Source organism: Pseudomonas sp. 10(2024) (genome assembly GCF_045164175.1).
Classification (GTDB): Bacteria; Pseudomonadota; Gammaproteobacteria; order Pseudomonadales; family Pseudomonadaceae; genus Aquipseudomonas; species Aquipseudomonas alloputida.
In genome coordinates this window covers 5,721,167-5,738,637 of the sequence record NZ_CP174006.1, presented here as the reverse complement: position 1 = coordinate 5,738,637, position 17,471 = coordinate 5,721,167, and the positions used below count along the sequence as shown (strand labels likewise).

General features: G+C 57.7%; 15 protein-coding genes and 2 pseudogenes. 12 read left to right on the top strand and 5 right to left on the bottom strand.

Features of this window, described 5'->3' with window-relative positions:
* The first annotated feature begins 236 nt into the window (after positions 1-236).
* Together ACI7M0_RS25915 and ACI7M0_RS25910 are read left to right on the top strand one after the other, a co-directional pair.
* Positions 237-1,229 carry a response regulator gene (locus ACI7M0_RS25915; protein ID WP_129931894.1) on the top strand — a complete coding sequence of 331 codons (993 nt, stop codon included), beginning with the start codon at positions 237-239 and terminating at the stop codon, positions 1,227-1,229.
* Complete coding sequence (locus ACI7M0_RS25910) at positions 1,226-1,594, top strand: response regulator transcription factor (RefSeq protein WP_177410005.1); 369 nt, start codon at positions 1,226-1,228, stop codon at positions 1,592-1,594. The genes ACI7M0_RS25915 and ACI7M0_RS25910 overlap by 4 nt, the downstream gene beginning before the upstream one ends.
* 69 nt (positions 1,595-1,663) lie before the next feature.
* Here ACI7M0_RS25910 and ACI7M0_RS25905 read toward each other — a convergent pair.
* Positions 1,664-2,530: pseudogene (locus tag ACI7M0_RS25905) on the bottom strand (YifB family Mg chelatase-like AAA ATPase); the annotation flags it as partial.
* 752 nt (positions 2,531-3,282) lie between these two features.
* Between ACI7M0_RS25905 and ACI7M0_RS25900 the strand changes: the two are divergent.
* From ACI7M0_RS25900 to ACI7M0_RS25885, 4 genes are all read left to right on the top strand, one after another.
* The gene (locus ACI7M0_RS25900; RefSeq protein ID WP_129931895.1) at positions 3,283-3,663 is read left to right on the top strand and encodes a hypothetical protein; all 381 of its coding nucleotides are present in this window, start codon (positions 3,283-3,285) and stop codon (positions 3,661-3,663) included.
* Positions 3,660-4,208 (top strand): hypothetical protein, encoded by a 549-nt coding sequence (locus ACI7M0_RS25895; RefSeq protein WP_129931896.1) that lies wholly within the window; start codon positions 3,660-3,662, stop codon positions 4,206-4,208. The genes ACI7M0_RS25900 and ACI7M0_RS25895 overlap by 4 nt, the downstream gene beginning before the upstream one ends.
* A gap of 453 nt (positions 4,209-4,661) precedes the next feature.
* The gene (locus tag ACI7M0_RS25890; protein ID WP_129931897.1) at positions 4,662-6,197 is read left to right on the top strand and encodes a hypothetical protein; all 1,536 of its coding nucleotides are present in this window, start codon (positions 4,662-4,664) and stop codon (positions 6,195-6,197) included.
* A gap of 574 nt (positions 6,198-6,771) precedes the next feature.
* On the top strand, positions 6,772-7,392 hold the full coding sequence (locus ACI7M0_RS25885; protein ID WP_129931912.1) for a recombinase family protein: 621 nt from the start codon (positions 6,772-6,774) through the stop codon (positions 7,390-7,392).
* Positions 7,393-7,849: 457 nt separating this feature from the next.
* On the opposite strand, the gene ACI7M0_RS25880 is transcribed toward ACI7M0_RS25885, so the two are convergent.
* Both ACI7M0_RS25880 and ACI7M0_RS25875 read right to left on the bottom strand, forming a co-directional pair.
* The gene (locus ACI7M0_RS25880; RefSeq protein WP_129931899.1) at positions 7,850-9,556 is read right to left on the bottom strand and encodes a recombinase family protein; all 1,707 of its coding nucleotides are present in this window, start codon (positions 9,554-9,556) and stop codon (positions 7,850-7,852) included.
* A gap of 41 nt (positions 9,557-9,597) precedes the next feature.
* Positions 9,598-10,242: pseudogene (locus tag ACI7M0_RS25875) on the bottom strand (magnesium chelatase domain-containing protein); the annotation flags it as partial.
* A 262-nt stretch (positions 10,243-10,504) separates the two neighbouring features.
* Between ACI7M0_RS25875 and ACI7M0_RS25870 the strand changes: the two are divergent.
* Entirely contained in the window at positions 10,505-12,574 is a 2,070-nt protein-coding gene (locus tag ACI7M0_RS25870) for a DUF4034 domain-containing protein (protein WP_129931913.1), read from the top strand.
* Here the strand turns inward: ACI7M0_RS25870 and ACI7M0_RS25865 are convergent.
* Positions 12,528-12,881 (bottom strand): gamma-glutamylcyclotransferase family protein, encoded by a 354-nt coding sequence (locus tag ACI7M0_RS25865; RefSeq protein WP_020190994.1) that lies wholly within the window; start codon positions 12,879-12,881, stop codon positions 12,528-12,530. The genes ACI7M0_RS25870 and ACI7M0_RS25865 overlap by 47 nt on opposite strands.
* Positions 12,882-13,148, bottom strand: a complete 267-nt coding sequence (locus ACI7M0_RS25860; protein WP_014592818.1) for an accessory factor UbiK family protein — start codon at positions 13,146-13,148, stop codon at positions 12,882-12,884.
* A gap of 535 nt (positions 13,149-13,683) precedes the next feature.
* Between ACI7M0_RS25860 and glnK the strand changes: the two genes are divergently transcribed.
* The 5 genes from glnK to ACI7M0_RS25835 all read left to right on the top strand — a co-directional run bounded on the left by glnK (position 13,684) and on the right by ACI7M0_RS25835 (position 17,441).
* Complete coding sequence (glnK, locus tag ACI7M0_RS25855; RefSeq protein ID WP_002555808.1) at positions 13,684-14,022, top strand: P-II family nitrogen regulator; 339 nt, start codon at positions 13,684-13,686, stop codon at positions 14,020-14,022.
* A 46-nt stretch (positions 14,023-14,068) separates the two neighbouring features.
* Entirely contained in the window at positions 14,069-15,400 is a 1,332-nt protein-coding gene (locus ACI7M0_RS25850; RefSeq protein WP_010955751.1) for an ammonium transporter, read from the top strand.
* A 429-nt stretch (positions 15,401-15,829) separates the two neighbouring features.
* Positions 15,830-16,159: a transcriptional regulator SutA gene (gene sutA, locus ACI7M0_RS25845; RefSeq protein WP_003253643.1), complete on the top strand. Its 330-nt coding sequence runs from the start codon at positions 15,830-15,832 to the stop codon at positions 16,157-16,159.
* A gap of 149 nt (positions 16,160-16,308) precedes the next feature.
* Positions 16,309-16,983 carry a hypothetical protein gene (locus ACI7M0_RS25840; RefSeq protein WP_129931900.1) on the top strand — a complete coding sequence of 225 codons (675 nt, stop codon included), beginning with the start codon at positions 16,309-16,311 and terminating at the stop codon, positions 16,981-16,983.
* Positions 16,980-17,441, top strand: coding sequence for a hypothetical protein (locus ACI7M0_RS25835; protein ID WP_129931901.1), 462 nt, complete (start codon positions 16,980-16,982; stop codon positions 17,439-17,441). Before ACI7M0_RS25840 ends, ACI7M0_RS25835 begins: the two co-directional genes overlap by 4 nt.
* Positions 17,442-17,471: the final 30 nt, after the last annotated feature.

Below are 17,471 nucleotides of genomic sequence, written 5' to 3'. Positions count from 1 at the left end.
GCACCCCCGCTAGCGACATCCTGAGGCGCGAGTATACGCAGCGGGCCCAGCATGGATGCGGGTTACAGCCTGCTTGGCAGGAACGGGCACGCTGTTGTCCGTTATCGTCCCCTTGGGGCAGGCGGGCTTTTGTATAGTCCTTGGGCCAACCTATCCCTCGGGATAATTGTCTGAACGCCTACGCTGGCCTAAGCTGCCCAGGGCAGCGAAAACGCCCGTGCCCGCGCGAGGAAGCCATGATCCGAATAGGCAATGCCCAGGTGTCGCTGGAGCGGCGCGAAGTCTTTGTCGATGGCAAGCCGATCCTGTTGGGTGGGCGTGCTTTCGACGTGCTGGCCACGCTGATCAGGGCCAAGGGCCGCGTGGTCGGCAAGGACGAGTTGTTCAGCCAGGTGTGGTCCGGCACGGTGGTCGAGGACAATAACTTGCAGGTTCAGGTGTCTTTGCTGCGCAAGGCCTTTGGCGACCGTGGCCTGATCCAGACCGTGCCGCGCCGGGGCTATCGCCTGGCCGCGCAGATCAGCCTCGAGGAGCCTGGTCAGGCATTGGGCAGGTCGTTGCTGCGCAGCCTGGCCGAGACTGTCGAGCCGCTCGATGAGCGCGTGAATGTGCCGGTGCTGGTGGTGGATGACGACCCGTCGGTGCGCACCGCCTTGGGCCGGCTGTTGCGCTCGCAGGACATCCCGCACCACTTGTTTGCCAGTGCCGAGGCGCTGTTCGAGGCCCGCCTGGAAACCCCCTGTGCCTGCCTGCTGCTGGACATGCACTTGCCTGGCACAAGTGGCCTGGAGGTACAGGATGCGCTGTGCCGGCTGGCGCTGCCCTGGCCGATCGTGTTCATGACTGGTTTCGGCACCATCCCGATGACCGTCCAGGCCATGCGCGCCGGGGCGGTGGAGTTTCTGACCAAGCCGTTCGATGAAGACCAGTTGCTGACCCTGTTGCAGACAGTGCGCGCCCGGGCCGTGGCCGAAGGCCGCAAGTGGCTGCAGGCGCGGCAGGTCGAGGAAAAGTACCAGCGCCTGACTCAGCGTGAGCGCCAGGTCTTCTCGCTGGTGGTAGGCGGCTTGTCGCACAAGCAGATCGCCAGGCAGATCGGCACCAGCGAGGTGACGACCAAGGTGCACAAGAAGAACATCATGAACAAGATGCAGTCCCGCTCGCTGCTGGAGCTTGCGGCCATGCACAACCTCCTCGGAGCGCGGTCTGCGAGCCTGGGCGGCGCATGAGCAGAGAGGTGTGCATCGTCGACGACGATGCCTCGGTGCGCAAAAGCCTGGCCAACCTGCTGCGCTCGGCGGGGTTCGAGACCTTGTCGTTTTCCGCCGGGCACGCATTCCTGGCCTCGCCACTGGCGGGCGAGGCGGGCTGTGTGTTGCTGGACCTGAAGATGCCGGGAATGAGCGGGCTGGAGGTACAGCGTGAGCTGGCACAGCGGGGGTGGCGCTTGCCGGTGATCTGCATGTCGGCACATTGGGACGATGGCTCGGTACGGGCAGCGATGGGCCTTGGGGCACTGGCCTGCCTGGGCAAGCCGTTTTCTGAAGAGGTGCTGCTGAAGGTGGTTGAAGAGGCTTTGGCTGGCGGTCAGTGAGGTATGGCTGTGCCGGCCTCTTCGCGGGTGAGCCCGCTCCTAACAGGGGGGCATCACAACCCTGGCAATCTAACTGCTCCCCGGTCGGTACTGCAGGGCCTCGGCCAGGTGCGCCCGGCCAATCGTCTCGCATCCCTCCAGGTCCGCCAGTGTCCGCGCCACCTTCAACAACCGGTGCGCCGCCCGTAGCGACAAGGTCAGCCGCTCGCAGGCCCCTTCCAGCCAGACCTGATCCGCCGCTACCAACCCACAGTGGTGCCTTAAACCTTCAAGGTCGAGAAATGCATTCGCACACCCTTGTCGCCTGTGCTGCAGCTCCCGCGCTTCAGCCACCCTGACGGCGACATCGGCACTGGTTTCACCGCAAGGCTGGTTGTTCAATGTAGTGCTCTCGCGAGCCACGGTCAGGTGCAGGTCGATGCGGTCCAGCAGTGGCCCGGACAGCTTGTTGCGATAGCGCGCGATCTGCTCGGTGCTGCAGCGGCAGCGGCCAGTGGGGTCGCCCAGGTAGCCGCAAGGGCAGGGGTTCATCGCCGCCACCAGCTGGAAGCGCGCGGGGAAACGCACTTTGTCGCGGGCACGGGCAATCACGATTTCACCTGACTCCAGTGGCTCGCGAAGCACTTCCAGTACGCGCCGCTCAAACTCCGGAAGTTCGTCGAGAAACAACACGCCGTGATGGGCGAGCGTGATTTCACCTGGTTGCGGTCGGCTACCGCCACCGACCAGCGCCGGGCCGGACGCAGAGTGATGGGGGTGGCGAAAGGGTCGCTGTGGCCAGCTGTTCAGCGGCGCTTTTCCGCTGACCGACTGGATTGCCGCCACTTCCAGCGCTTCGTGCTCGTCCAGCGGTGGCAGCAGCCCGGGAAGGCGGCTGGCGAGCAAGGTCTTGCCGGTGCCGGGCGGCCCGGTGAACAGCAGGTTGTAACCATATGCACCTACACCGCTCGCTTGCGTTCTGGTGCCGCCTGATTGGAGCAGCCACGGTTCATCAAGCTACCAGTCTGGGAAAGACTGACTTACCCCTTAAACGACCGAAACTTTATTTTCACAAATACATGAATTATCTATTGACACATACAGGAATGTGTTATAATCGGTGTCATAAGTTTGGTGATACATCCAACTTTCCTAGAAGCACCCCCGCTTGACCCCATATATAAATGCCAATACTCGACTGACTCGGAATGGTTCAGCTCGTGTGTTACCCCGTTTTCAGTCTGGGGTATATGACTGAAGATTTGAAAATCGTGGATAGTTGCACCGGCTTATCAAGATCCGTAATTCCACCTTGATATCATGGTTATACCCACGGCCAGTGGGAGCAGCGAAACTGGCCATTTACTTATAGCTTGCCCGCAAGGGGCGGCACAATACTTGTTCACGCAAGTACGCAGAACCAAAATTCAATATGCACATAGCCCGAAGCTCATTATCCGAGTGACGGGTTTATTTTGCCCGTTGAAAACACCCAATTCATCAAGGTAACACCATATGCAACGACCACTACGCCGCAACACCTGTGAAGGGTGCGGAAGGATTCACTATTCACGCAGCCCGCTTACTCGCTTTTGCGGCTCAACATGCCAGTCACGCACTTGGCGCCAGAACAACCAAACTTCGCAAGAAGAACTTGAACAGCTCTTCATAGTTCAAGAGCAAGAAGAACAAACAAAGGATGTAGCTTAATGCCGAGCAATAACATATACCTAGAAGTGTTAAAGGGAAGCGGGGCAATTTTGAGCTATTTCCTAGAGCTACCAACCACGCAGTCAATCGCGGTGGATTATATCGAAGCAACAAGGGAAGAACTTACTTACCTATCCGCGTTAATTGACCATATCTTGCCTGCCGGGAGTGTAGTTACTTTAGCCCATCTAGAAGCCCATAGAAGCCGCGTTAAAGAAGCGAAAGCAACCAAGGCAGCCCAGCACATAGCCCCAGCATCCAAGGCCGCTCAGAAGCCTTCTCAGAGCGTTACAGCAGCAAGCAATAAACAAACCACAAACAAAGCAGCAAGATTCAAAGCTGGCTTCAAGCCGGTACACAATCAAAGGAAGCAACCATGATAACCGAATACCAATACGGCGTTAATGTCGTAGAATTTTATCCCCATTCCGATGAAGACTTGCAGAAGCTGATTGCAGCCAAGCAAGATAGCTATAACCGAGGCAGCGAGACTCTTTACTACAAAGATAAAGCGGCCCATATCCACTGGCAACGCAGCAAACCGTTAGAACCTGCCGTCATGGAACTTTTCGAAGAAATGGCGAAGGGGTATACGCTGGTGAAGCTGGCATTTAACCCGCCGCTGGATGTGTTTGCTGTACTGCGTAAGCCAGAGAAGATAATTAAAGCCGAACTTGTTGAGGTGGCGAAGTCTGCTCGCAAAGAATATGACCAGTCTCGCTTTGAATTGAATATGGCTGAAACTGAACGTCAGGTGAAGTTCAGCGTAGATCAAGTGAAGCGTGCAAAAGAAGCAGCGGTAGCAGAAGAAGCAGCAAAAGCAGCGGAAGCACTGAAGCAGGTTCAAGAAGCAGCGGCCTTGGCTGACCTGCTTAAAGCCTACGCCGCACCGGTAGAGGCCACAGCAGAAGGTAAGGCAGCGTGAACGACGAGTACGTACATGGCGAGGGGATGCGACTAACGTTCACCCCAGCCGAGTTTGAAGTTCTTTGTGCCCAGGCACGCAAGCACAAGCTGCCCGTTCGTAAGTTCGTGAGCTGGATGGTCAAATGTTTCATTAACTCTGTGCCAACTGAAGACACGAATCGGGCGTAATACCGCCCCTTTCGACTCACCCGGCAACATCGGTGAAGGCCGCAGGTAGTATAGAACTTGTCCGCCTTAATCGCTCAAACCCGCATGGCACTTGGGCTTCAGCCCAATCCGCTATGCACAATTTCAGCAGGAACCCATATGCGAATCTCAGTATACCGGCCTGAGCACCAAGCGAAGTTGCTTCGCTTGATGGAACACACAGGCGCCATTAACCCTACCCGAGCGGTAGAACAATTGATTGAAGAAGCTGCCATGCGGCTTGATTCCCTAGAGAGCGGAACGAATGTCAACGAGCAACACCAAGAAGAGCAGCACCCGTAACTACAGTTACACCTGCTACACCTGCAAGACCCCTTACACAGGACGCCGGGAACAGGCGGACAAGACAAAGCGCTTCTGCAACGATAGCTGTAGAAAAGCCAAGTCAAGACAGGCCGACAAGGCCACAAAGCGGCAGTCCCGCATAGAAGACCAGTTCACCCGGTTCTGTAAGAGCAGCTTCGGGCAGTGGGTAATCAGGGAATGTATCAAGGCGAACACCGTATGCATCATGATGGGCCACACCACTGCTTCACTGTTCGAGCTAGAGCAGTTCCATAACCGTTATTACAAGTGCTATGGCTTCAACCCAGATGAACAGAAGTCTGTATATCACCGCTGCCACATCCAAGCCCGCATAGGCGTAGATGGCTCAGTGGGAGCACTGCACCCGCTTAACCTGTTCATCGGCCTGTGGCTGCGTAATCAGCAAGCCGGTAACAAGTTCATATCACCAGATGCGGGGCTGAGCATCCCAGCTCACAAGCTGCTGAAGAAGTGGCAAGTAGGCGTAGGCGATACCACCAAGCAGGTGGCAAAGAAGGTACGTGCCTTGCTGGGCGAAGAGTTCGTTGAATATCTGGCCCAATCCAGTGCTTTGAAGCTGGATACGCTGCACACCTTAGCCCGGCAAATCTACAACCGGCAGCAGAAAGGCACAGCAGTGCGGGAACTTGAAGACAGCTATACGCTTGGCCAGCTTGAGCAGCTGCCGCTTGAGCAGCTAGAGCTTATGGACGCCCACCAGCGTGGCAAAGATTCAGTCACCAGGTTTAAGCCCGAACTGCACACCCGTGCCGCACTATGTGTATATGCCGACGAACTGGAACGGATGGCAGCGGTATCGCCGTCACAGCGTCACCGCGATAACTGCACCTTTATGCTTGGTCTGGTGCGGGTGCTCGGCATCTATATCGCCCAACGTGAATGCCCAGTAGATGGTGGCCACAAGGTCTTTCTGCCGCAAAAGGGGCTTGAATGGCAGCCGCTGACCTACATGAACTGGCAGCAGCCGTGGGGCAAGCCCAGCCGGCAGCTTATAGACGCTGACCACAGCTTGCTGATCGAGAGCATCACCGACCACTGCTACCACACACTAGCGGGTGCAGACATTCCCAAGGGTTTGCTACGTGCTCGCCTGCTGAAGCGGCTTGATGTGGCCACACTGGTGCCAACGGTGCTTGTACCAGATGAACAGCGGTTCAAAAAGTTGGGCACATGGCCTGATTACATCGCTGCTCTGTACGCAGATGCCGAGCAGGTTTGGCAGCCATTGCTTGCACTATCCCTGTGTACCGCTGATCAGGTTGAAGCAGCCCGAACCGGCTTACTTGATTGCCTACATGCAGCCATCGAAAAGGGCCGTCGAGACTACTTGGCACAGCCCCGTTTCAAGCGGGTGTATCGTGACCGCTATTACAGCCAGTGGGGCTTTAAAGGGTACCCGGCACACCTTGATTTCCCAACCGTGATAGCAGAGCCGTTACCGCTGGCGGTATAGGCGTCAGCAAATCTGCTGATACCCCTGTAAGAACGCTCCCGGAAAGTCGGGAGCTAATGGGCTGAGTTTTCAGCCGATTACCCGATGGATCAGCATTGATCCACAGGCCGATTGGGCAAGGTGTACGCAGCCCAGGGCGATCTTCGACATCACTTTCCGTCAGTTTTGAAGGAAAGTAGCAGCCGCCAGATAACTAATGGAAAACTAACGCCATATCTAATCCCGTTGGCCACCATTTCGAGCCTGCTGGACGTCGCTACACCGCTACAGCCCAGTGTTTACGGGGACTTGCACTACAGGGGGCTTAGCCAAGTCCTGCATATCCGCTTATTCCACAAGATTTATATGGAAATACAACTTGTCTAGCCCATCAGCCCGCCTATGTGCGGGCTTTTTCGTGTGTGTTGAAAGGTAGCCTGTTTAACGGGGACAGTCGGGGGGCATCTACCATTTGGGTATAGTTATCCGAGATGGCGATAAAAAGCGGCCCAAGGCTATCAATCACCAGTTGATTGCTAGCCAAACGATAGGTTATCATTTGTCTATCAATTATCATGACAAAGGATAAATCATGATCAAGGCCCATCTTTACCTTCGTGCTTCGACTAATGATCAGGACGCAGAACGAGCGAAACAGTCTTTGCTGGACTTCGCCCTGGGTAAGGGCCTGAATGTGGCAGCTGTATATGCCGAGAACATCAGTGGAACGAAATTGGAACGCCCTGAGCTGTCCCGCCTGCTAGCTTCAGCTACGGCTGGTGATGTGTTGCTGGTGGAATCAGTGGACCGCCTGTCACGCCTTTCTCAAGCTGACTGGAAGCAGTTGAAGCACATCATTGAGTCCAAGGGCCTGCGTCTGGTGGTGCAAGACCTTGAAACCACGCACCAACTTGCCGACCAAACTATTGCTGGTCAGATCATGGATGTGATCAACGGCATGCTGATTGATCTGATGGCCACCATGGCCCGCCTTGATCAAGAAAAGCGGGTAGAGCGGATTAAGCAGGGCCTCGACATCAAGCGTGCCCGTGGTGAAAAGGTTGGTGGCAAAGGCCGTAACCAGAAGAAGTGGGATCAGGTGGCAAGCCTGCTTAAGCGGAATGGAAACACGATGGAAGAGATTGCCAAGCTGGCTGATGTCGGTATTGCCACTGTGTACCGGATCAAGAAAGAAATGGCGCTACAGGTGCCGTAATCGCCTACGCTGCGGTATCTGCCCACAGCGAGTACCCCTACATGGAAGACCGGGACGCGGCAATAGCGGACGCACTTGAGAGCCTGCATATAAACCAGACTGCCTTGAGGGCAGCCCTCGAAGAAGTAAGCACATGGATCAGGCAGCGTGGGTCTGTAAATGCCCACGAAAACACCATGACCTGCCTACAGGCACTTGATGCCAACGCTGACGCCATCACTTCAGCGATAGAACGCCTTCGCTCATAGCCGCCTTCGGGCGGCTTTTTGCTGCCTTGGATATTCTGAAATCGTACTGTGCGGCTCGCTGCGGGCCAGCCAGAAGCATTAAGCACCGACCTACTGATGGTCTAGATTTGGGCCACCCACCTGATATTCCCGCCTCGGTTCATAGCCGATATTCGACTGTTGGCGTAGGTCCGTTTAAAAAATTTTGGGGGCTGCCGAGTGACGTAGTTTCATGACCTTTTCAGTTTGCCGCCAAACCATTGCCAACCAATGCCATCTTGTTCCTGTTCGCGGATGGCGACTGCGGCAGTGATTAGCCCCTGCTCGACCTGTCGGTCGTAGATATCAGGATCAAGTGGTTGGGTGGTGGCATGGTCGTCTTCGTACAGGATACCGAATAGCATTTGTTGCAGGTCGTCACTCACTGCTTCGTCAGACTTGTCCAGCACCCTGCATTGGAACCGGTTCGGATTGTCGCGTTTGAACTGCACCTGAATGCCCAATCGTTTTAGCAGGCTGTTAGCAGCAGCTCTTCTTTCGTAGCTCACGAGGTCCAGCTGCTTGAGATAGTCTTTTTTATTAATCACGCGATGCGATGCTAGCTGCCCCCTGAGTTCGTCCCTTGTGGCAAGGCACTGGGCATATTCGCTTTCCAATTCTTGTATCCGCTTGGCGCCAGCAATCGTCGCGACAGCCGTGTAAACCTCAGTGGCCTGTTGCAGCTTATCGGCCACAACTCCGAAGTGGCCTTCTGCAATCTCAAGGCTCTTGCGAATCTCTGCGCTTTTGCCGTTGATCAGCGACATGCTGTCTACGTTGGTTAGGATTTCCTTGAAGACGGCTTCAGTCTGTTCGATTCGGATGCTGCCGTTACAGCACTGACCTTTCTTAGCTGAGTAGCATTGCAGGTATGTATAGCCCTTGGGTGGTCGGCCCTTGTTGATCAAGTGCATGGCATCTCCGCAGAGCTGGCACTTGGCAATGCCCTGCCAGATGTTGAAGTTCTTCGACTGCTTGGTAGAGCCGCTGGTTTGACGTTGTGCCCGTGCGGCCTTAGCTTGCAGGAATACATCTGGGCTGATGATTTCCGGGTAGTAGCCTTGGATGGGGTCACCGTCGTTTTGCCGGATGCGGTCAACTAAGTGCGTGGGCTGGTATTCACCTAGTAACGCTCGGTTATGCAGGATCTTCTGTACGGAGCTGGTGCCCCATAGTCCGCTCTTGTTCCTTGGCTTTTCCTTTGTCGAACGCGTGCTACCAAAGACGGGAACACCTTCTTCGTTCAAGCGACGTGAGATGACCGCTTGGCCATAACCTGCGATTGTCATATCAAAGATGCGGCGGACGACCTGAACGCGTTCTTCCACTTCAACGTAGGCGCCGTCCATCAGCTTCAACCAGTATGGGCAGGCTGCACCAAGGGGAACTTTCTTGTCACTGCGGGCAAGGCCACGCTTCTCGCGCCAAGCAGCTGCCACACGAATGCCCTTCGTGCTTGATTCCTCGTGGGCACGTGACATCGAAATTACCGATATGATTAGGTCGGTTAGGTTGTAGTTTTCCGTGTAAAGGTGATTGTCGATACTCGTACGGATGCGTATGCCTTTCTTCAACAGGTCAAGAAAGCGGGGCAGGGCGTCTTTCACTTCTTCGCGGCTGAGCCGGTCGAGACTTTCCACTAGCAAGTAGCTTCCAGGCGCAATCCTCCCCTCATCGACGTAGCTCAGGAATCGGCCGAAATCGCCGGTATCGTTCAGATGCTTGGCCTTGTAAGCACTTCTCCCGTTGTCGAAGAAACGGTATTCCTTGGTATCGGCTAGCTCCAAGCCGTTGGCTGCGCAGTATTCTTCTGCGGCTGCTCGCTGGCGCCGGTAGCTATCCCCCTTGCCTTGCTCGGGGGTGCTGAAACGAGCGTAGCTATAGGCTTTCGGCTTCATCGGTCGGGTTCCTGTGCTGTTGGTGCATTATCCCACAACCTGAGCAGGTTGTGCGCCCCGGCCGCAGCCAGCAGCAAGGCGCGCTTGGCTGCCAGTTGGCCCTGCACTTCGCTCAAATCCGGGTAGGGGCGTTGCTGCAGGATCAGGCCGTTGGCAGCGTAGGGCGGCAGCGGCACCTGGCCGTTCAGGTGGGCGACCAACTCCAGCAGGTGGCCCACCGCATACACCACCAACCCGCCCGCCAGGCTGGCTTCCTCGGCGTTTTCCCGCGGTACCACCAGCGCCCGGCCTGCTTCGCGTGCCGCCAGTGCCGCAGGTAGCACGCCCTGCACCGGGCGCAGTTTCCCCGACAGCGCCAGTTCGCCCAGGCATTCCATATCGGTCAGGGTGGCAATCGGCACCTGGCCGTCGGCGGCGAGGATGCCCAGGGCGATGGCCAGGTCATATCGGCCGCCATCCTTGGGCAGGTCGGCGGGGGCGAGGTTCTGGGTAATGCGCCGCTGTGGGTACTTCAGCCCGGAGTTGACGATGGCGCTGCGCACCCGGTCCTTGCTTTCCTTGACCGTGGTTTCCGGCAGGCCGACCAGGGTGAGATGAGGCAGGCCGTTGGCCAGGTGGGTTTCGACGCTGACCGCCGGTGCCTGCACGCCAACCTGGGCGCGGCTGTGGACGAGGGCTAGGGACATGAACACTCCGTTGTTGCTGGAAAATGCCGCTTCCTGCGGCTGGGCAAAGAATAGCCAGTGCTGCCAACGCCGGCGCAACAAGTGTGCGTCGTGGTTTTTCAGGGCAGGGGTTTTCCCTGCGTTTTCATGCGGTTCGGCAAAAATGGATCCAATAGGCTTTGCGCAGTCGTCAGGTATGACTTAGTGTTGTTGGGCAACCGCAGTTGCCATGGGATGGCACTGCGTCTTCTTTCAAATGGACTTGAGGTATTGCACCGTGCAAATGCTCACCCGCACGCACCAGGTAATGCGCGAACTGGTGCAGGCCAGTGCATTCGTTGAACTCAACCGCTTTTTCGACAGGCTTGAGGCTCAGTGGCGTCAGGCCCCGCCCGGCGAGTTCCCGGCCTACTTGGCGGCCATTGAAGGGCACATGCTGCTCGACCAGGAAAACCAGAGTGACAGGGCCCTGAGCCAAGTGCTCAGAGCCTGGATCGACGCGTGCCCCAGGGCTTACCACCCACAGGTGGTAATGGGTATGCACTGCTTCCACCGGGCCTGCCAGGTGCAGGTTGATGGCCAGCGCAACGCTGCACGCTTGCTGGCTGTCGCGCAAATTTGTGAATCCGCCACCGCGCACCTTTTGCGTGCAATGGACCGCTCTGCGCACCCCGTGGCAGCGGCCATTGGCATGCTGCGCATCAGTGCGCAGTTCCATGAGCCTGGTTGGTTGCTGCAACTGTTTCAGGGGGAGCCTGCACGCTTCAGGCCCAGTGCCCATGCCGATGTAGAGGTACAGGAAGCTGCAGCGCCGTTGCTGGTGAGGCATGGGCTGTTGCCCTTGGCCGAGCTGCCACAGGCGCTGCCGCGCTACCTGGGCAAGCGGGTCGACCATGAAAACGAGGACCCTCGCTATTACTGGCTGCGCCATGCGCTGATCGCCCGCCCCGGCTGCTTCGAAGCGATCCAGGCCCTTGCTGTGTACCTGCTGCCCCGCTGGGGCGGCAGCCTCGATGCGTTCGAGCTGTTGATCAGTGGCCCGTTGTGCGCAACCTGGGACGAGCGTTTGCGTAATGCGCTGCACTGGATGGCCGTCGAAGGCCGGCTGATGCTGCCACAGGCTGATCCGTTGCAGGCCGTCGCCGACTGGCAGCACGTGTTCGAAGACTGGTCACAACGCCCGTTGAGGCCCAGGGAACGTGCTGTCGTTCTGGCATGGCGGGGGGCACTGCGCAGCAGGGTATCGGGCGACCATGCTGGCGCTATGCGCGACTTTGCCGCGAGCTTGGCGTGCAATGCCGATCTCGGCGCCATCCGCGCCATGGGCGTGCCGTTTCGCTGTTTGGCCGAGCTGATACTGCGCAATGGCATGGCAGATGAGAGGCAACTGTTACACAGCGCCATTGAGCGCCTGTGTGACGGCCGTTCACATGCTGCTGCCTGTGCATTACGCGCTGTCGGGCACCGTTTCGGGCTGTGGGCGCTGCCACGCTCGGCCGAGCAGGCAAGGCTATGGTTGCAACGGGCGGTGAGTCGCCAGTTCGCGGGCCAGGCACCGGGGTTCGAAGTGCTTGAAGTGGCGCGATTGCTGTGGGCAGCCAACCGGCATGAAGTGGCCTGCTATCTGTATGAACGCTGCGCCGAACTGAACCTGCCGGGTGCTGCCCTGGCCTTGTATGAGCTGCACCATGGCGGCATGGCCAACACCCCGGCGCATTACCTGGATGACGAGGCAGCCGGCTACTGGCTGCAGCGTGCGGTGGAGGCGGGCAGCAGGCAGGCCAAGTACAACCTGGCCTGCCTGCGCATGGACGGCGATGAGGATCTGAACGAGCGCAGTGCCATGCTGGCGGTCAGGCGCCTGCTTGTCGACGCGCTGGGCAACGGGCAGACCAACGCGTGTGCGCGGTTGCACCTGGGGATTTTGTTACGCCGGTTTGGTGAGGCGCAGGAGCGAAGTGAGGCGGTTGCTTACCTGCTGAGCCTGGTCGAGCACCCGGACCCGTGGCTTGCAGGGCGTGCCAGCGCCGAACTGGGGCTGGCCTGGATGCAGGGGCGTGGCACCCGCAAGCAAAGCCGCTTTGCCGCCATCCAATGGGTCAACCGAGCGGCCAGCTTGCAACCAAGGGATTCGGCCATTGGTGATATCCAGGCCCAGATCCTCAATTCGCACAGCCGGGTGAAGACGTTGTTTACTCAGTGCGGGGCGGCATTGTTCCGCGGCACACTGCATGCAAGTGAACTACCACCGAAACAGGCCTTTACCCAAGCCGAGTCGTTGCGGGTTAAGCCTGCATCGGACGGGCTCAGGCGCGCACATAAACCCAGGCTGTCAGGCCCGATGCAAGGGTGACGGCGACGCGCTTGTAGTCGGCAACTTCATAGCGGTCCGCCGCTGCCAGTTCGTCTTCGCTGATCTGGAAGACCATGCCGGCCACGCTGTCGTTGGCCTGGCTGCTGGGGGAAACGATGGGGTGATGAGACTTGCCGCTGGTCGCCAGTACGCCCGGGTCGGTGATCTCGACCCAGTCCAGGCGGTAGCCCGGCATACGGTCGGCCTGGCCGTTCAGCTCACGGCCAAAGTTGGCTAACTGCACGGCTTTATCCTGCAAGGTGCCGTAGGAAAACAACAGTACCGGGTATGCGCTGGAGGGCTGCATTCATTCATCCTGTGAAGTTGGGTTCAGCCGGGCTTCCAGCTCGGCTACCTGTTTTTCCAAGGCCTCGAGGCGTGCGCGGGTGCGCGCCAGTACAACCATCTGGCTGTCGAATTCATCGCGGCTGACCAGGTCCAGCTTGCTGAAGGCGCCTTGCATCAACACTTTGAACTGGCTTTCCAGTTCCGCACGGGGCTGGGCGGCATCGCTGCTGAACAGGCGCGAGGCCTGTTCGCTCAGGGCATCGAGAAGGGCTTTGGGCGGGAGCATGGGGCTGTCCACTGAAACTGAGAAATGGCCGCCAGTGTAGCACGCACAAACCTGGCGCCTGAGTGCACATTGGCCTTCCTAGGAGCGGGTTTACCCGCGAAGAAAACACCGCGGTGGATGGCACGGGCTTCGCCCGTGTTCGCGGGCAAGCCCGCTCCCACAGCGATCGCGCCAACTTTTAGAAATTGAGCAAGACAGTTGCTCCCACAATGAATGATCTGCGGTTTCTAATCCGTTGCACATTTTTCGCGCAGCTTGCCCCGCTGCTGTGCACCGAAATTGTGCATGTTTCCCATGCTGGCGACTGGCCAATCCCGACCAAATCACATAACGCGCTGTTTTTCGGCGCTTTGTCGGAACTGGCAAGGTTTCTGCAAAGACCTGTACGAGCCATGCACTGAAGCAGTTCCTTGTGACCAGGCAGTGCGCACGCGGAGCCGGATGCCGACGACGCGTTACAAAGCCAACCGCTGCGCTTAGACTTGAGACGGGTTTGTTTTCCTGGGGCAAGTCCACCAAATCGGGAGAGAGTTTCATGAAGCTAGTCACAGCCATCATCAAGCCGTTCAAGCTGGACGACGTGCGCGAGTCGCTGTCGGAAATCGGCGTGCAGGGCATCACCGTCACCGAAGTCAAAGGTTTCGGTCGGCAGAAGGGCCACACCGAGCTGTATCGCGGTGCTGAATATGTGGTCGATTTCCTGCCCAAGGTGAAGATCGATGTCGCCATCGATGACAAAGACCTTGATCGGGTAATCGAAGCCATCACCAAGGCAGCCAACACCGGCAAGATCGGTGACGGCAAGATTTTCGTGGTGAATCTGGAGCAGGCGATCCGCATCCGTACCGGCGAAACCGATACCGACGCGATCTAAGCAGCAAAAAAGCCTCACCAAACCCAACGCCCCAGGAGAAAACAACATGACTCTGCGTAAGATCGCAGGGCTAGGAGCCCTATTGTCCCTCGTAATGCCTGGGCTTGCCCTGGCAGAGGAAGCTGCCCCAGCGCTTAATTCCGGCGACACCGCCTGGATGCTGACCGCAACGGCGCTGGTGCTGTTCATGACCATTCCGGGCCTGGCCCTGTTCTATGGCGGCATGGTGCGATCCAAGAACGTGCTGTCGGTGATGATGCAATGCTTTGCAATCACCGGCTTGATGAGCATTCTCTGGGTCGTCTACGGCTACAGCATGGCCTTCGATACCGCCGGTATGGAAAAGGGCGTGCTCAACTTCAACTCCTTCGTTGGCGGCTTCTCCAAGGCCTTCCTCAGCGGCGTCACGCCCGACAGCCTGACCTCGGCCACCGCGCTGTTCCCTGAAGCGGTGTTCATCACCTTCCAGATGACGTTCGCCATCATCACCCCGGCGTTGATCGTCGGTGCCTTTGCCGAGCGCATGAAGTTCTCGGCGATGCTCGTATTCATGGGTATCTGGTTCACCCTGGTGTATGCGCCGATCGCCCACATGGTGTGGAGCGGTGACGGTGCCCTGATGTGGGACTGGGGCGTACTGGACTTCGCCGGCGGCACCGTGGTGCACATCAACGCCGGTATCGCAGGCCTGGTCTGCTGCCTGGTACTGGGCAAGCGCAAGGGCTACCCGACCACGCCGATGGCCCCGCACAACCTCGGCTATACCCTGATGGGTGCAGCGATGCTGTGGATCGGCTGGTTCGGTTTCAACGCAGGCTCTGCTGCTGCCGCCAACGGTACTGCCGGCATGGCCATGCTGGTCACTCAGATCGCTACCGCCGCCGCCGCGCTGGGCTGGATGTTCGCCGAGTGGGTCGGTCACGGTAAGCCAAGTGCTCTGGGCATCGCTTCGGGCGTGGTTGCTGGCCTGGTCGCCATCACCCCGGCTGCGGGCACCGTCGGGCCGATTGGCGCGCTGATCATCGGCCTGGTTTCGGGTGTGCTCTGCTACTTCTGCGCCACCACGCTCAAGCGCAAACTCGGCTATGACGATTCGCTGGATGCCTTCGGCGTGCACGGTGTTGGCGGCATCATCGGCGCCATCCTCACGGGTGTATTCGCGGCTCCGGCGCTGGGCGGCTTCGGTACCGTCACCGACATCGGCATGCAAGTCTGGATCCAGGCCAAAGGTGTGATTTTCACCGTGGTCTACACCGCCATCGTCACCTACGTGATTCTCAAGGTGCTGGATGTGGTGATGGGCCTGCGGGTCAACGAAGAAGAAGAGTCGGTCGGCCTCGACCTGGCTCAGCACAACGAGCGCGGCTACAACCTGTAACTGCGACGCGGTAAAAACTTGCCCGGCTTGCCGGGCATTTTTTTGCCAGTTTTTCAGCATTTCCCGCACGGCAAACGGTTTATTCGACACGTTCGTGACGTAGGTAAAAAACTTACAAGCCGCAGGGCGTTTATGGTGCTTTGCTTTTTCCACGGGCGCGCTAGAATGCGCGCCGAAGGGTGTTTGACGAGTAGTCCGCACACTTCGCCAGCCTTTGCTAGGCTTGCCAATAGCGTGTGGCCAGCAGGGGCTAATGGATTTGTCAGGTCCTGCCAGGAGCAGGGCCTGCTGGGTGCCGCCTCCCATCAGGAGTGCCGACCCAAGGGCAGTGGCCTAACCCACGGCCAGTTGAATTTTCACTGGTGGCTGCCGGTCTACGGCTGCACTGGTCTATAACCAACCTGCTTTTCGCAAGTCATGAGGTAGAACATGAGCGACGACGATCTGGAAAATGATGACCTCGAAGTAGGCGACGAAGACGAGGGTGATGAGGTCCTTGAAGGGGCGGCTGACGACGGCGTGGAAGACGCTGGCGATGACGACAGCAGCCCGGCACCCGTTGCCAAGGGCAAATCCAAGGCAGCAGTCTCGGTAGACGAGATGCCGAGCATGGAAGCCAAGCAGAAAGAGCGTGATGCACTGGCCAAGGCGATGGAAGAATTCCTTTCTCGCGGTGGCAAGGTGCAGGAAGTCGAGGCCAACGTGGTCGCTGACCCGCCCAAGAAGCCAGACAACAAGTACGGCAGCCGCCCTATCTGAGTGGCTGATCGCAAAAAAGCCCGCCGTCGCTGCGGGCTTTTTTGTGGGCGTCAGGAAATAAGAGAAATTTCCCACAAGTATAAAGGATGTATCTGATAGATCTTCTTTGCGATGCCAGGCAAGCATCACGCTTCAAGCCTGGAGGACTTATGGACAAATTGGTTCGTCGTCGCGAGCTTCGCAAGGAAGACTTGCCTAAGGTGGAAGACCCTTTCTTTGCTGAGGGGAGAGTAAAGCGTGCGCTCAGAGGCTGGGAGTGCTTGCACGGTAAGACAGAGTTCCTGAGAGATTGCGGCTTCACGCTCGGGCAAGTGCTCTCTGAGCCAGATCTGGAAAGGGCAGTAAAAGAGATCAGAGACGGCAGGTGGCTGTTTTTGACCAACGATCCAACTAGGCCTATGAGGCTCGATGATCACTTCGGCGCGGCGCAATGCTTCCCTATGCCTGCGCAGAGTAATAGGCTGGCTGAAAACGAAAAAGGTCCCGGTAAGTGGCGCACCATCGACATCGATTATGACGGATTGAAAAATACATTTTCCATGCTGCAGAACCGCCTTGGCTCGCTAGGTGACGAGGGTCGTATTTTCGGTTCGGAAGGCAAGGATTATGACAACACTTCGCGCGTCGTGACCCAGCAGTGGGTTCCCCTTGATAGTCACGAAGATCACTTGGTATCGCGATCTGTCATTCATCGCTATGGTGAGCTACGGGCTATCACCCAGCGGTACTTAGAGGGAGAGGACAAGTGGCAGATCAGTGGAAAGTCTTGGCACTGGCAACCGGTCCTTCCTTTTGAAACCTATGAACACCGAGAAAAAAAATGATGCCCGCCGGACGAAAAGTAGAGGGGTGGGTAATGCGGTTTTGGGGAGGGCTGGATGCCCTTTATCTATTGCTCTACGTCGTAGGAAGTATTCGGCGTGGGCATTTCCCGGTAGTTACGGACCTGCAGAACACGCTGAGCATTTGGAGCGAGCAAGGCTTGCTCACTGTGGTACTTATGGTGATCAACCTCGTTATGCAGGCGTCGATCATTTTCAGCGCGGCGCTTTTGCTGGGCGCTCGAAAGGCGGGTATTTATGTTGGGTTAGCGCAAATACTTTGGCGGCTGCTGTTCGCTGTTCCGTCGTTTTCGGTGCTGTTGGTATGGGCTAGCTTGGTACCTGACTACAATCCGTGGCTGATGCTCGGTTTGATTGTTATTTCAGAGTTCATCAAAGGCGGCATATTGATGTGGTTGCTGCGTCGTCAAAACATGCAGCGCAGGTTTGCTGGCGGCTAAGCAAAGTAGCACGCCGTCGCTGCGGCCCCC

Coding starts and splice junctions, on each gene's coding strand:
- ACI7M0_RS25915 (WP_129931894.1), top strand. CDS start 237: ATGATCCGAATAGGCAATGCCCAGGTGTCGCTGGAGCGGCGCGAAGTC.
- ACI7M0_RS25910 (WP_177410005.1), top strand. CDS start 1,226: ATGAGCAGAGAGGTGTGCATCGTCGACGACGATGCCTCGGTGCGCAAA.
- ACI7M0_RS25900 (WP_129931895.1), top strand. CDS start 3,283: ATGCCGAGCAATAACATATACCTAGAAGTGTTAAAGGGAAGCGGGGCA.
- ACI7M0_RS25895 (WP_129931896.1), top strand. CDS start 3,660: ATGATAACCGAATACCAATACGGCGTTAATGTCGTAGAATTTTATCCC.
- ACI7M0_RS25890 (WP_129931897.1), top strand. CDS start 4,662: ATGTCAACGAGCAACACCAAGAAGAGCAGCACCCGTAACTACAGTTAC.
- ACI7M0_RS25880 (WP_129931899.1), bottom strand. CDS start 9,556: ATGAAGCCGAAAGCCTATAGCTACGCTCGTTTCAGCACCCCCGAGCAA.
- ACI7M0_RS25870 (WP_129931913.1), top strand. CDS start 10,505: ATGCTCACCCGCACGCACCAGGTAATGCGCGAACTGGTGCAGGCCAGT.
- ACI7M0_RS25865 (WP_020190994.1), bottom strand. CDS start 12,881: ATGCAGCCCTCCAGCGCATACCCGGTACTGTTGTTTTCCTACGGCACC.
- ACI7M0_RS25860 (WP_014592818.1), bottom strand. CDS start 13,148: ATGCTCCCGCCCAAAGCCCTTCTCGATGCCCTGAGCGAACAGGCCTCG.
- glnK (WP_002555808.1), top strand. CDS start 13,684: ATGAAGCTAGTCACAGCCATCATCAAGCCGTTCAAGCTGGACGACGTG.
- ACI7M0_RS25850 (WP_010955751.1), top strand. CDS start 14,069: ATGACTCTGCGTAAGATCGCAGGGCTAGGAGCCCTATTGTCCCTCGTA.
- sutA (WP_003253643.1), top strand. CDS start 15,830: ATGAGCGACGACGATCTGGAAAATGATGACCTCGAAGTAGGCGACGAA.
- ACI7M0_RS25840 (WP_129931900.1), top strand. CDS start 16,309: ATGGACAAATTGGTTCGTCGTCGCGAGCTTCGCAAGGAAGACTTGCCT.
- ACI7M0_RS25835 (WP_129931901.1), top strand. CDS start 16,980: ATGATGCCCGCCGGACGAAAAGTAGAGGGGTGGGTAATGCGGTTTTGG.